At 69.0% G+C, this 12,745-nt stretch carries 13 protein-coding genes and 1 other RNA gene; 4 read left to right on the forward strand and 10 right to left on the reverse strand.

All coding sequences use genetic code 11. The annotated features are described in order from the left end of the window. The first annotated feature begins 22 nt into the window (after positions 1-22). Positions 23-1,183, forward strand: coding sequence for a nicotinate phosphoribosyltransferase (locus tag Z052_RS02325; RefSeq protein WP_094580643.1), 1,161 nt, complete (start codon positions 23-25; stop codon positions 1,181-1,183). A gap of 48 nt (positions 1,184-1,231) precedes the next feature. On the opposite strand, the gene Z052_RS21190 is transcribed toward Z052_RS02325, so the two are convergent. The 3 genes from Z052_RS21190 to Z052_RS02335 all read right to left on the reverse strand — a co-directional run bounded on the left by Z052_RS21190 (position 1,232) and on the right by Z052_RS02335 (position 3,071). Then, positions 1,232-1,363, reverse strand: coding sequence for a hypothetical protein (locus Z052_RS21190; RefSeq protein ID WP_254921841.1), 132 nt, complete (start codon positions 1,361-1,363; stop codon positions 1,232-1,234). Between the two features lie 2 nt (positions 1,364-1,365). Next, positions 1,366-2,202, reverse strand: a complete 837-nt coding sequence (locus tag Z052_RS02330; RefSeq protein WP_099288727.1) for a hypothetical protein — start codon at positions 2,200-2,202, stop codon at positions 1,366-1,368. Positions 2,203-2,468: 266 nt separating this feature from the next. Then, positions 2,469-3,071 (reverse strand): TIGR00296 family protein, encoded by a 603-nt coding sequence (locus Z052_RS02335; RefSeq protein ID WP_086216770.1) that lies wholly within the window; start codon positions 3,069-3,071, stop codon positions 2,469-2,471. Between the two features lie 151 nt (positions 3,072-3,222). Here Z052_RS02335 and rnpB point away from each other — a divergent pair. Next, positions 3,223-3,575, forward strand: an RNA gene (rnpB, locus tag Z052_RS02340) — RNase P RNA component. 18 nt (positions 3,576-3,593) lie between these two features. Next, complete coding sequence (locus Z052_RS20095) at positions 3,594-3,749, forward strand: hypothetical protein (protein WP_158228658.1); 156 nt, start codon at positions 3,594-3,596, stop codon at positions 3,747-3,749. A gap of 156 nt (positions 3,750-3,905) precedes the next feature. On the opposite strand, the gene htpX is transcribed toward Z052_RS20095, so the two are convergent. Then, positions 3,906-4,778: a zinc metalloprotease HtpX gene (gene htpX, locus Z052_RS02345; RefSeq protein ID WP_049930122.1), complete on the reverse strand. Its 873-nt coding sequence runs from the start codon at positions 4,776-4,778 to the stop codon at positions 3,906-3,908. Positions 4,779-4,910: 132 nt separating this feature from the next. On the opposite strand from htpX, the gene Z052_RS02350 reads away from it, so the two are divergent. Continuing rightward, the gene (locus tag Z052_RS02350) at positions 4,911-5,849 is read left to right on the forward strand and encodes an NAD(P)-dependent oxidoreductase (RefSeq protein WP_086216899.1); all 939 of its coding nucleotides are present in this window, start codon (positions 4,911-4,913) and stop codon (positions 5,847-5,849) included. Positions 5,850-5,879: 30 nt separating this feature from the next. Here the strand turns inward: Z052_RS02350 and flaJ are convergent, their stop codons facing one another. The 6 genes from flaJ to Z052_RS02380 all read right to left on the reverse strand — a co-directional run. After that, positions 5,880-7,616, reverse strand: a complete 1,737-nt coding sequence (gene flaJ, locus Z052_RS02355; RefSeq protein ID WP_049930120.1) for an archaellar assembly protein FlaJ — start codon at positions 7,614-7,616, stop codon at positions 5,880-5,882. A 69-nt stretch (positions 7,617-7,685) separates the two neighbouring features. Next, positions 7,686-9,359 carry a type II/IV secretion system ATPase subunit gene (locus tag Z052_RS02360; protein WP_049930119.1) on the reverse strand — a complete coding sequence of 558 codons (1,674 nt, stop codon included), beginning with the start codon at positions 9,357-9,359 and terminating at the stop codon, positions 7,686-7,688. A 71-nt stretch (positions 9,360-9,430) separates the two neighbouring features. Beyond that, positions 9,431-10,180 (reverse strand): ATPase domain-containing protein, encoded by a 750-nt coding sequence (locus Z052_RS02365; RefSeq protein ID WP_049930118.1) that lies wholly within the window; start codon positions 10,178-10,180, stop codon positions 9,431-9,433. 1 nt (position 10,181) lies between these two features. After that, positions 10,182-10,673, reverse strand: coding sequence for a flagellar protein G (locus Z052_RS02370; protein WP_094521471.1), 492 nt, complete (start codon positions 10,671-10,673; stop codon positions 10,182-10,184). Next, complete coding sequence (locus Z052_RS02375; protein WP_099288728.1) at positions 10,674-11,153, reverse strand: flagellin; 480 nt, start codon at positions 11,151-11,153, stop codon at positions 10,674-10,676. Next, positions 11,143-12,745, reverse strand: a 1,603-nt coding sequence (locus tag Z052_RS02380; protein WP_099288729.1) for a FlaD/FlaE family flagellar protein, incomplete at its 5' end; no start/stop codon positions are given. The genes Z052_RS02375 and Z052_RS02380, both read right to left, overlap by 11 nt.

Consider the following 12,745-nt stretch of genomic DNA (forward strand, 5'->3'; position numbering starts at 1 on the left):
CTCCGCGCCCGAACCGTCGAGCATGAGTGAGTTCGACATCGTCGACGCGGCCGCGATCCGGGAGGGCCGCGCGACCGACGCGTACTTCGAGCGGACCGAGGCGGCGCTGGAGGCGGCGGGGCGGAACCCGCGCGTCGTCGCCGAGGTGACCGCGGACCAGTTCCCGGACGGGGAGTTCGAGCTGTTCGCCGGCCTCGGCGACGCCGTCGAGCTGCTGGCCGGCCGCGGCGTCGACGTCGACGCGATCCCGGAGGGGCGGCTGTTCGACGGCGGGCCGGTGATGCGGATCGAGGGGCCGTACGCGGCGTTCGCGCGGCTGGAGACGTCGCTGCTCGGCTTCCTCTCGCACGCGTCCGGGATGGCGACGGCGGCGCTCGACTGTCGGGTCGCCGCGCCGGACTCCTCGGTGCTCTCGTTCGGCGCGCGCCACGTCCACCCCGCGATGGCCGCGGCGGTCGAGCGGTCCGCGCTCGTCGGCGGCTTCGACGGGTTCTCGCACGTCGCGGCCGGCGAGCTGCTCGGCCGCGAGGCGTCCGGGACGATGCCCCACGCGCTCGCCATCTGCTTCGGCCGCGGCGAGCAGGAGGCCGCGTGGCGCGCCTACGACGATGGCGTGCCGGGGGACGCGCCCCGGATCGCGCTGTGTGACACCTACTCCGACGAGGTCGACGAGGTCCTCCGCGCGGTCGGGACGCTCGGCGACGACCTCGACGGCGTCCGGCTCGACACGACCGGGTCCCGGCGCGGCGACTTCCGACACATCGTCCGCGAGGTCCAGTGGGAACTCGAGGCCCGGGGCCACGGGGACGTGGACGTGTACGTCTCCGGCGGGCTCGGCCCCGCGGACCTCCGAGACCTGCGCGACCTCGCCGACGGGTTCGGCGTCGGCGGGTACGTCTCCAACGCGGACCCGGTCGACTTCGCGCTCGACCTCGTCGCCGTCGACGGCGAGCCGGCGGCCAAGCGCGGGAAACTCTCGGGCGCGAAGTCCGTCTACCGCACCGAAGACGGCGCTCACGCGGTCGGGCTCGCGGGACGCTCTGGCCCGGACGGCGCCGAGTCGCTCATGGAGCCCGTGATCCGCGACGGCGAGGTCGTCGCCGACGAGGCCCTCGACCTGTCGGCGTCGACGGAGCGGGCGCTCGCGGACGCGGAGGCGGTGGGGTACGGGGACGACGAGTAGTTTGTCGCACGGCGGGGCGCGGTCGGAGAGACCGGCTCGGGCCGCGCGTCACCCGGTGTCGTCCGGCGCGTCGTCGTCCGGTCCGGTGGCGCCCGAGTCGGCGCCGTCCGGGTCGCCGAACAGGCCGAGACAGGCCCACGCCCAGCCGCGGGCTCGGACGCGGCGCGGTGAGTCGGACACGGTTACGCCCTCCGGACGAGGTGGTCGCGGACCGCCCGCCGGCACTCGCGGAGCGTCTCGACGAGGCGCGCGACGGTCGAGAGGACGGGGTACGACACCGTGAAGTCGTCGTACAGGTACGCGACGGTCGATCGCTGTCGGACGCCGACCGCGGCGCCGCGGCTGGCGGCCCGATCGAGGTCGGCCTGCCGCTCCGCCAGCAGCGCCTCGCAGGCCTCGATCCGCCCGCCGAGCGCCTCGTGGCGGCGACGCAGGGCGTCGAACCCGAGCGCGGAGAGGGGCGTCTCATCCGCGGTCGACAGCCAGTCGGTGGTCTCACGGACCGTCTCGCCAGCGGACCGGAGCGACGCCGCCTCGCGTTCGAGGGTCCGGTCGAACACGGCGAGCTCCGCGAGCCGGTCGTCGACGGCGGACGCTATCGCCGACGCGACCGGGCGGGTGAAATCGTGGTCCGTCTTCGGCGAGAGCGCGACCGCGACGGCGTCGCCCAGTTCCTCGCGGACGGTCGCGAGCAGCGGTTCGCCGTCGGAACTGTCGGGCACGCTGTGGGGCCGCACCGTCTCGGCGAACGCCTCGCGGACCCGGCGACAGCCGTCGGTCGACGCCGCGTTCGTCGCGCCGGCGATGGCGCGGACGCCGCCGGCGCTCGGTCCCGACCCGCCGCCGGTGCCGTTCCCGAAACCGGCGCCCCCGCCGCCGGCGCCGGTCGGCGCCGAGGCGGTCGGGATCGAGGCGAGAGCCGATCGGAACCGCTCGTACGCTCGTCGCTCGTCCGCCGTGGCGTCGCGTTCGGCCGCCACCCGGTCCCGGGCGCGGTCGACGTGCGTCTCGACGGTCACCGCGGATCACCGCCCTCGGGCGGTCGACCGTCTGCGTTGACCGTGTGAGTCATAGAGATTAGGCTAGCCTAAAACATAAAAAAGCCACCGGTTCGCGGGACCGTCGGAGCGCGGGCGCCGATCTGCGCTCGGCGGTCGAGACGCGAGGGAGCGACAGACCACGAGTGAGAGGGCGCCGCGGCTCAACGGGATGCGTCGAGCGGGAAGGAACGGTTTGCGAGACGACGGGGCCGGGACGAGCGATGTCCCGGCGCGAGCGGGTCGGCCTACAGCTCCTCGACCGCGCCGCCGTCGGCGCGCTCTCGGAACACCTGGCCCTCGATGAGCGTCACCATCGTGTCTTCCTCCTGCCAGGCGGTGGGCGAGAGCTTCGCCTTCCGGCAGGTTCGCGAGAGGAACTCCGCGGCCGACCAGCCGTTCTCGACGGGGACCGTCGGATAGAGCCAGCCGTGCGCGTTACCGCTGTCGACGGAGACGCCGTGGGTGCCGATCTCGAGGTCTTCAGCGGGATCGTTGGTGAGGACAGTGTTCGAGACGACGAACACCGAGACGGTGATGTTGTCGAGTTCCTTCGGCTCCACCTCGGAGCCGCAGGAGTCGCCCGAGGCGGCCTTGATGGCGGCCTCAACGATGGCGTGCCCGAGCTGGTCGGAAGTGTCCCACGCGCCGGCGCAGCCGCGGAGACGGCCCCGCCCCCGAGTCGACTGGAGCCGAACGAAAGCGCCGGTGCGGGCGTAGAACGCCTCGCGCATGCTTCCGGGCTGTTCGCGTTGCCCGTGTCGAACGAACGACTCCACCGCCTCCCGCGCGAGTTCGACCGCTCGTGCACCGTCGTCGTACGACAGCTGAACGGTCTGGGCCTCGGACATGAGAGTCCATTACGTTGCTGGCGACTTGAACGCTTCCCTTGTGGCACCGCGCTCGCGGCGTTCGCGGCGTCTCCGCCGAACCCCGCAGATTCCGCCCGGCGGACGCGCCCGACCGATCCGCTTATTCGCCGGCGGGCGAAACGGGAGAACGGACAGAGGGAGCCCGACTCCCGTGCCTCCGGCATGAGGAAAGTCCCCCCACCGGCCGGACAGGCGACCGGGCACACGCCCGGAGTCGGAGACGGCTGGCTCTGGAACAGCAACGACACCCCCCGCCCCGACCGATGATCCGCGCGAACCGACCCGCAAGGGAAGGGAGTTAACCCGGAGAGGGTACGTGGGTTTCCCACGTCGTACGTGGCTCCGCCGCGTCCGAGACGGGCGGGAACGGATGGAACGGCGAATCCTCGCCGGTGCAAGTCCGCGCCACAAGGTAGTCCGGCCGCGGCGCGGACGCTCAGCCGAATGTCGGGACGAACCGAAGGGGGCTTACTCCCCTCAGTCCGCTCACACCGACCAGCGGTGCGATCCTTCCGCGATCATCGAGAAGTGAACGAGTCGGTGGCGCGTGCCTGCGAGCGGCCGGAGCGAAGCGGCGGCCGCGAGGAGTACGCGCGAGGGAGTCGCTGGCCCCGGAGCGAAGCGGAGGGCGTCAGCGACGAGGCTGGGGAGGCGTGAGGATGCGGTCACGGTCGGGCGGGGCTTCGGGGGTTTCGTCGTCGACCCACTCTCAGCGGTTTCTAAGTGAGCTGCCGGGACTTCGGGAGCGTTCGCCGTTGATCCGCTCTCAACGACTTATACACGACCGAGCAAAAATCGCGATCCGAACCCGTCTCAGGCCGTTTCCATTTCCTTTTCGAGCTCGCGGAGCTTCTCGATGCGGTTCTCCGTCGAGGGGTGCGTGGAGGCGATCTTGCCGACGAAACCGGCCTTGATCGGGATGATGAAGAACGCGTTCATCTCCGCCTCCTCGCGGAGGTCCTCCTCGGGCACCCGGTCCATCCGCCCGTCGATCGTCATCAGCGCCGAGGCGAGCGCTCCGGGCTTCCCGGTGATGAGCGCCGCACCGCGGTCGGCGGAGTACTCGCGGTACCGCGAGAGCGCGCGGATGAGCAGGAACGAGATCACCCACACCAGAAGCGACGCGACGATGGCCACGATGACGGGCGCTCCCTGCCGGTTGTCGCCGCCGAGCAGCCACCCCCACCGCACGATGAAGAAGGCGATAGTGGAGAGGAACGACGCGATGGTCATCACCATCACGTCGCGGTTCTTGACGTGGGCGAGCTCGTGGGCGAGTACGCCGTCGAGCTCGTCCTCGTCGAGGCTCTCCAACAGTCCGGTCGTCACCGCGACGGTGGCGTTCTTCTTGTTCCGGCCGGTCGCGAACGCGTTCGGGACGCGGGTGTTCGCGACCGCGACGGTCGGCTTCGGCAGGTCGGCCTGCTGACTCAGGCGCTCGATCCGGCGGTGGAGGTCCGGGTACTCGTCCGGGTCGACCTCGCGAGCGCCCATGCTCCGGAGCGCGAGCTTGTCGCTGAAGAAGTACTGCGCGAGCGAGAACGCGCCGAACATCGCGAGCGTGAAGATGATCCCGACGTTGAACACCTCGATCAGGACGCCGATGAACACGACGTAGAGGGCGAAGAGGAGGAACATCGTGAACCCCATTCGTCCACGGAGCCCCCAGTCTGTCTTCCAGTCCATACCCCAAGATTACCGCTCGGCGCGTTAAAGCCTGCCGGAGCCGAGGACGATGCGACCCTGAGGCGCCCGCCCGCAGCGGTGCGGTTTTCGGCGCAACGCTGCGTTTTTGCCCTGCGACCGCGACGGCGACGCATGGACACCGTTCTCGTTACCGGCGGCCGCGGCGCCTCCGGGCGCTGGGTCGTCGACCGGCTCGCGGGCGATTACGAGGTCGTCGTCGTCGACTACGACCACCCGGGCCTCGGCGTCAACCCCGCCTCGAACGTCTCGTTCCGCGCGGCCGACCTCGCCGAGCGCGAGCAGGCGCTCGACGTCGTCGCCGCCGTCGACCCAGACGCCGTCGTCCACTGGGCGGCGATCCCCGTGGCCGGAACCCACCCCGAGGGGCGGGTGTTCGAGACGAACGCGCTCGCCGCGAAGCACGTCCTCGACGCCGCCGGGCGAGCGGGCGCGCCGGTCGTTCAGGCCTCCAGCGACGGCGCGTACGGCTTCTTCTTCGCCGAGCCGACGCCGTTCCCGGATGAGTTGCCGGTCACCGAGGGGCACCCGCTCCGCCCGGAGGACCCGTACGGGCTCTCGAAGGTGACCGCGGAGGCCGCGGCGGGCGCAGTCGCGCGCCGCCACGGCGTGTCGGCGGTCTCTGTCCGCCCCTCGTGGATCCAGTACCCCGGCGACTACGCCTGCCGCGCGGACGAGTACGTGACCGACCTCGAGGCGGGCGCGGGCAACTTCTGGTCGTACGTCGACGTCCGCGACGTCGCCGACCTCGTCGCGGCCGCGCTCGCGGACCTCCTCGGCGACGACTCGGCCGTCGCGCTCGGCACCCACGAGGCGATCAACTGCGTCGCGGCCGACAACGCGCTCGGTCGCCCCCTGCTCGAACTCCTGCGCGAGTCGTACGGCGAGGTTTCCGACGACTGCGCGGTCGACGGGAGCGCGCTCGCGGAGGGCGACGACCGCGGCGCGTACGCGGTCGCGAAGGCGGAGCAGCTGTTCGGGTGGACGCCGTCGCGGTCGTGGCGCGACGCGGCCGACGAGGCGGTCACCGAGCCGGCACTGTTCGAGGGGTGACTCGGCCGGGCGACAGCGACCGATTTCCGGTCAGATCGACAGGATCGCGTTGACGAGGGTCCGCGTCGCGATGGCGGTCACGGAGCCGAGCCACGTCAGGAGCACGAAGTGGATGTAGCCGTTCGCGGGGTTCCCGCCGTCGATCCGGCGGATCATCTGCGAGGAGAGCGCCGCGTTGAACAGCACGACGGTGAGGAGGAGGTACTCGATGAGCGGGATGTCGTAGGCGCCGGGGTAGACGATCTGCCCGATGTCCATCTGGTCGAGCCCGAAGTCGGCGGTCAAGTCCGCGAGAATCGCAACGATCTCCAGCCCGATGAAGAAGGCGAACGTCGCGGCCGCGGTGATCCCGTACAGCAGTCCGATGAACGTCATCGCCGCCTGCCGGCGCTGCTCGCGCAGCTGGTTGACGGCGTTCATGTTCTTCGAAATCAGTTCGCCGAGCATCTTCGGGTCCCCGCCCATCCGCCGGCCCACGAGATACATCTCGGAGAACTTCTGGATGAGGTACGAGCGCGTGTCTCGCGTGAACGCCCGCCACGCGCCCTCGGTGCTGATTCGCATGTTGAGTCGGCGGTAGAGCCGCTCGATCGACTCCGAGAGCTCCCCGAAGTTCTTGTCGCGCAGCGTCGTCAGCACGTCAGTGGTCGTCGACTGCTTCGCGCTCTCGGTCGCGCCCAGCGCGCGCACGAACGACGGGAACTCGCCGTCGCGGGCGGTGATCGCCTGCTCCTCGCTCCGAAGGACGACCCCGGTGATAATCAGCGGCGAGATGGGGACCGCGAGGTACAGCGGCAGCCGCACGTCGTCGAGGAAGAAGAGGAGACCGGGAAGCCCGGGCCCGTACCCGAACATCCCGGCGGCCGTGATCCCGATGAGGAGGAACGAGAGCGCGCCGCCGCCGATCAGCGACCCCCACAGCTTCAGGTCGCCCGGGGAGCGCTCGTCGGGGTGGTACCAGATCGGGTCGTACGGCGACGTGGCGCGGATCATCGCGTAGAAGCCGAGCTGGACGAAGACGAACAGCACGATGACGGCCGCGACAGTCGCGGTCGGGTCGTTACCGGTGAGGATCGGGAGGACGACCGCGAACACGAGGGCGAACGTCATCGAGAGGATCATCGACATGTACAGGTCCTTCATCACCTCCAAGTTCGAGAGCGCGGACTCGTAGCGGGTCTCGTACTGTGCCAGCATGACGTCCTGCTCAGAGACGAGGAACTCCTCCAGCGACTGCCCCGCGCCCATGGTGTAGCCGAGGCGGTCGAAGAAGTCGGCCATCGCGTCGGAGGGGACCTCCTGAGCCCGGCGCCGACACGCGTCGTCGAGGCTCTGGTTCCACGTGTCGACGAGGTGGACGACGCGACCGATCTCCTCGGCGGCGACGCCGTACTCCTCCTCTTTCGCCAGCGTCCGGAACACCTCCATCCGGTCGATGTTCGTCGTCGACAGCACCGTCATGTGCGTCATCACGAGATGTAGTTGGTTGTCGATCTTCGTCTCCAGACTGGAGAGGTAGATCTTCGGGTAGATCACCGCCGCGAACAGGATGAGCCCGCCGAACATCGGGATCGGGACCCGGGCGGCGAAGGGGAGCGGCAGCGCGACCAAGCCGACGACGCTCGCGAGGAAGACGAGCACGGCCGGAAACAGCACGAGCCCGACGTACTTCCCCTTGGAGATGTCGAGCTGCTCGTACGACTCCATGACCTCGGAGGTCAGTTGGGCGGCCGTCGCGAGCCCGTCGCCCACCTGTTTCACCGCCATCGTCAGCGTCCCTCCGGCGCCCTCGCGGGCGGTTCGTCACCGAGCATCGTCACGTGTCCCCGAGCATCGTCACATCGTGTTCCGGTGCATCTCGAAGGGGAGCCCCTCGACGCCGTCGCGCTGGAAGGAGTTGATCGCGTCGTTCACCTCGTGGTAGCCCAGAATGCCCTCCTGAATCATCCGCTCGATGAGCTCCGCGCGGAACTCCAGGTCGTCGTAGATGTCACGGGTGTCGGCGTAGCCGAGCAGCGTCGCGATCTGGTCTTCTAACACGTAGGAGTTGTTCATCCCCTGGAAGACGATCTCGTCTTCGACGGGGTCCCAGCTGAACACCTCGCGGGTGACGACCCCCTCCATCTCCTTGGAGTACCCCTCGATCTCCTGGACGCTCGTCACGCGGCGCAGGACTTGGTCGCCCTGCTTCACGCGGTTCTGGAACAGCGCCACGTCGGCGTTGTCCATGAACGTCTCGGGGACGTTGATCGGCTCGGAGGTGAACCGCTGGATCATCGAGACGATGTCGGACGCGTGGAACGTCAGCATCACGGGGTGGCCGGTCTGGGCCGCCTGGAACGCCATGCGCCCCTCGGCGCCTCGGACCTCGCCCACGATGATGTAGTCGGGGCGCGACCGCAACGCCGCGGCGACCAGATCGAACATATCCACGTCGGTGGATCCCTCGGCGCCGCCCTCACGGGTCAACAGCTGCTGCCACGTGCTGTGCGGCGGGATGACCTCCGCGGTGTCCTCCGCGGTGTATATCTTCGAGTCGTCCGGGATGTACGAGAGGATGGCGTTCAGCGTCGTCGTCTTCCCGGACGCCGTCTCCCCGACCACGAATACCGTCTGCTCGTTCTCTAGGCAGAGCCAGAGGTACGCCGCCAACTGCGGCGAGAGCGTTCCCCAGTTCGTGATCTGATTGATCGACAGGGGCACCTCGTCGCCCTGCCGGATCGTGAGCGAGGACCCCTTCAGCGAGACGTCGTCGGAGTAGATAATGTTGATACGCGAGCCGTCGGGCAGCGTGGAGTCGACGATCGGATCGGAGTCAGAGAGGGGGTCGCCCATCCGCTCGCCCATGTTCCGCAGCCAGTTGTCAAACTCCTCGGGGGTACCGAAGTCGACGGTCGTCTCCAGCATCCCGAAGGTGCCGTGGTCGACGTGACACTCCTTGGGGCCGATGACGTGAATGTCCTCGTTGGCCGGGTCGCGCATGATCGGTTCGAGGGGGCCGAGCCCGACGATGTCGCGGTTAAGCCGGTATCGGATGTTCTCGTAGGTCTCCTCCGTGACCGAGAGTTTCCCCATGTTGAGGACCTTCGAGAGGTTCCCGCGGAGTCCGCCGTTCTGCTCGTCGATGTGCGTGACCTCCTCTAACAGCTCCTCGATGAGGTCGTCGTACTCGGCCTCGTTGTCCGGAGCGGTGTGTTGACCGCTCACGGTGAGGAGCCGGTTTTTCACCTCGTTGAGGATCTCGGCCTGCGAGCCGGAGAGCTCCGGCTCGATGGCGTAGTACTTCGTGTCCTGCCCAAGGTCGCCGTAGATGTGGCTGTAGATGGGGCCGCCGACCGGATAGATGACGTTCGGCCGGTTGGACTCGTACTCGTCTTTCGGCTCCTCGATGAACTGCGGGAACTCCCCGGTGATCTGTTTGAACTCCCGGAGGTGCTCCCGGAGGTGCGGCCGCCGCATCGCGGCCTTCCGGAGCTCGTCGGACGGTTTGGCGGTGCCGTGTTCGGTCATGTCCCACGCTCGGTCGTCGCGGTGGTCGCAGTCCGCGCGCGCGGACCGGCTGTGCGTCTGCGGGCCATGTGTTAGGCGACGCTGCGGCTCTCAATGACGATTCCGGTTCCGGAACGCACCGAGAACCCGATCGTGTCGCCGACCTGTTCGCCCATGCCCGCGAACCGCTTCACGTTGATCTGCCGGCGGATGTCGTTGCCGACCTCGATCATCTCCAGTTCGAGGAACACGTCGGCGATGGAGCGGAACGGGCCGATCGCCTCGTCGTCGACCGCCGAGGGGTCGACAGTGAGCACCACCACCTTTCCCTGCGAGATGATCTCACGGAAGAAGGAGATGATCTCGAGAGCGGCTTGCCGCTCCTCGTTCTTCCGAACAAGCGCCTCGAACGTTGGGTCGTTGCGGAAGATGGCGTCGAACGTGTCGAGGAAGACAACGTCGGAGTTCCACATGGCCTCCGCTTCCATCAGCCGCTTGAGCAGCTCCTTGCGCTCGCCGTCGCCGTCGGAAAACGCGCCGCCGGAGTCGAAGTCGGCGTGGAGGAAGAGCAGCTCTTCTTGCAGGAGCGGCTTCACCATGTCGTACTCCAGCGAGTGCATCTGGTCGATGAACCCGCGGACAGTGAGCTCAGTCGACATCATCGTCACCGAAGCGCCCTCCTCGACAAGCCCGTAGGCGAACCGCTGAGAGATGGCGCTTTTCCCGGCCCCGTAGTCGCCCTCCATGAGGACGATGCTCCCGCGGGGGATGCCACCGCCGAGCTCCTTGTTGAGTCGGTCGCGCTCGCCGAGGCCGAGCGAGAGAAGGTTGTCGTGGGGCATCTCAGTTACCCCCCACGCGGAACTGGAATAGCTCCTCGTCCCCATTGACGGTGATGAACACCCGGTGGTCGCCGTCGACGAGCCCGCCGTTCACGCCGTCGATGTCGTTTACGCTGATCGTGAGCCGGAGCACGTCGCCGCGGCTCCACGCGTTCGCGCCGTCGGCGGAGACCAGCGTGCCGGAGAGCTTGCTTGGCCGCACGTACCCGCCGTCAAAGACGACGTCGAGGTCCGACCCGTCGGGCGCGAGCCGATAGGTGCCGGTGTTCTTTATCAGCAGCGTCACGTTGCCCTCGGCCGCGTTGTACACCCCCGCGCTCGGGTCGGAGATGATCGTCACGTCGGTCCGGAGCTGCTCGGTCGCGTCGAGCCCCGCGTCGTCGACGGCGGCGCTCACGCGGTCGACGCCCGTCGTGATCGTGCCGACGACGCCAGCGGCGATCACCAAGCTGGCGATGAACAGGATAAGGTGCGAGACGGGGACGCTGGCCATCTACGCACTCACCTCCGTCACGGTCGCGGCGTCGCGGACACCGGACTCGACGACGAGGACCACGCGGGTCTCGCCGCCGACGATGTCGGTCTNNGTCTCCACGGTGCCGCCGACCGTCACCGACAGCGTCTCGTCGCCCAGCCAGAGCGCGGTGTCGGCGTCGCCGTCGACGGTCGTGGCAGCGTTCGAACCCCCGACGTCGACGTACTCGTTGCCGACTAGGAGCGTCGCGTCGTCGGCGACGAGTCCGATCGAGCCCTCGTTGGTGGCGTTGACAGTGAGCTCGCCGGTCGTCGCGTTGAACGTCGCGCTCGTCACGGAGAAGTCGGTGTTCTGCCGTTCGAGCGCGCGCTCGTTGACGCCGTGTTGCGCGTCGGAGACTCGCTCGATCCCGTTGGACGCCACGGGGTAGAACGTCGTGAACGCGAAGAACAGCCCCGCGACGATGATGGCCGTAGACGCGGAGACGCTAACGCCCATCTCCCCACCCTCCGTCGGCCGGATCGGCGCGGTCAGAACGGGGATTCGGGTCGTTCATCGGTCGCGTGGAACCGTTCCGCTCGCGCCGGTCGTCGCGGGGAGCGTCGCCGCTGTTCGCCCCGCCGTCGCGGTCCGCGCCGTTCGTGCCGTGATCCGCGCCGTTCGTGCGTCGCTCGCGCTCGTCCGAGGCCTCTCGGCGACCGGACGGCTCGTGCCCGTTCCGCTTCGGGGCCGAGCGGTCGCGGCGGTCGCCGCGGGCTGGGTCGGCGCGACCGCCGCGGCGGCCTCGGACCGGCCCGCCGCCGCCGATCGAGCCGCCGGCGAGGTCGTCCCAGCGGTCGAGGAGGACCGTGTGGCTGCTGGTGCCGTTGAGCTGGGTCACGTACCGGAGGCTGCGGGTGTGGTGTTCTCGGACGAGCCGGTCGGTGCCCGGACGGTCGACGAGGTTGCGGTCGATCGTGCCGAACCCGGAGAGGAAGTCCCGGAGCCGCGCCGCGGCGTCGGGGCCGATCCACTCGATCCGCTCGTAGTAGTTGATGGCGCGCACCGCGTCGGTGACGTCGCTCTCGGAGACGAGGAACTCCAGCCACTCCATCACGAGGAGGTCCCCGACGTAGTCGCCCGGGAGTTCGGTGAGGTACGGCTTGCCGCGGCCGCCGCTCCCCGAGAGGTCGTCCTCACCGACGTACTCGAAGCCGCCGGACGCCTCAGCGGGGTCGCCGCCGGGTCGGCGGTCGGGGGCGGGATCCGGTTCGGCGCCTCGCGCCGGTTCGGGGTCCGCCGGTTCGCCGAAGTCGTCGCCGCCGGTCTCGCCCCCGAGGTCGTCTCCGCCGAGGTCGTCACCGAACCCGTCGTCCGCGGCCCCGTCGTCGAACGAGTCCGTTTCGTCGCCGGGGTTGTCGAACGAGTCGTCCCCGTCGTCGAACGGGTCCTCGTCCGCGGCGTCGTCGCCCTCTTCGGCCCAGTCGGCCTCCCCGGAGTCGTACTCCTCTTTCAGTTCGCTGAAGCTCTTTCCGTCGTCATTCATATCGTCTTCCTCGTCCGCCGTTTCGGTCTCGGACGCGGCGTCGTCCGTGCTGTCGTCATCCAGTTCCTCGAAGTCATCGTCGAGGTCATCGAACCCGCCGTCGTCGACGTCATCGTCGAGGTCGTCGAACCCGCCGTCGTCGAGGTCGTCGAACTCGTCCGCCTCCCCGTCCGCGTCCGCTTCCTCGTCGAGGAGGTCGTCGTCGAAGAACCCGTCCGCGTCGGCGTTCGCGACGTCCTCGTCGAGGTCCTCCTCCTCGCCGCCGTCTTCGTCGTCGAAGATGCCGAACGAGCCCTCGCCGCCGCCGGCGACGCTGTCGAAGCCGCCGGAGTCGTCGACGAAGGGGTTGATGCCGCGGGTGACCATCTCGTAGATGTCGAGGAGGTTGCGAACATCCTCCTGAATGTCGTCGACGGCGTTCGAGATCTCCTCGTTCTCCGAGCGAACCGTTGAGACGGTCGAGGAGAGCGACGCGACCTCGTTTTCGAGCTCGTCGAGCCGGTTTTCGAGCTCGTCGGTGGCCGCGCCACCGCCGCCTCCGCCGCCGCCGTCGTCGAACTCGTCG

Origin of the sequence: Halorubrum sp. C191, assembly GCF_002727095.1 — an archaeon.
Classification (GTDB): domain Archaea; phylum Halobacteriota; class Halobacteria; order Halobacteriales; family Haloferacaceae; genus Halorubrum; species Halorubrum ezzemoulense.

Bases quoted from the DNA above. Each gene is read 5' to 3' on its own strand.
- Z052_RS02370 (WP_094521471.1), bottom strand. From the start codon at position 10,673: ATGGCCAGCGTCCCCGTCTCGCACCTTATCCTGTTCATCGCCAGCTTG.
- Z052_RS02325 (WP_094580643.1), top strand. From the start codon at position 23: ATGAGTGAGTTCGACATCGTCGACGCGGCCGCGATCCGGGAGGGCCGC.
- Z052_RS02365 (WP_049930118.1), bottom strand. From the start codon at position 10,180: ATGCCCCACGACAACCTTCTCTCGCTCGGCCTCGGCGAGCGCGACCGA.
- flaJ (WP_049930120.1), bottom strand. From the start codon at position 7,616: ATGGCGGTGAAACAGGTGGGCGACGGGCTCGCGACGGCCGCCCAACTG.
- Z052_RS02335 (WP_086216770.1), bottom strand. From the start codon at position 3,071: ATGTCCGAGGCCCAGACCGTTCAGCTGTCGTACGACGACGGTGCACGA.
- htpX (WP_049930122.1), bottom strand. From the start codon at position 4,778: ATGGACTGGAAGACAGACTGGGGGCTCCGTGGACGAATGGGGTTCACG.
- Z052_RS02360 (WP_049930119.1), bottom strand. From the start codon at position 9,359: ATGACCGAACACGGCACCGCCAAACCGTCCGACGAGCTCCGGAAGGCC.
- Z052_RS02350 (WP_086216899.1), top strand. From the start codon at position 4,911: ATGGACACCGTTCTCGTTACCGGCGGCCGCGGCGCCTCCGGGCGCTGG.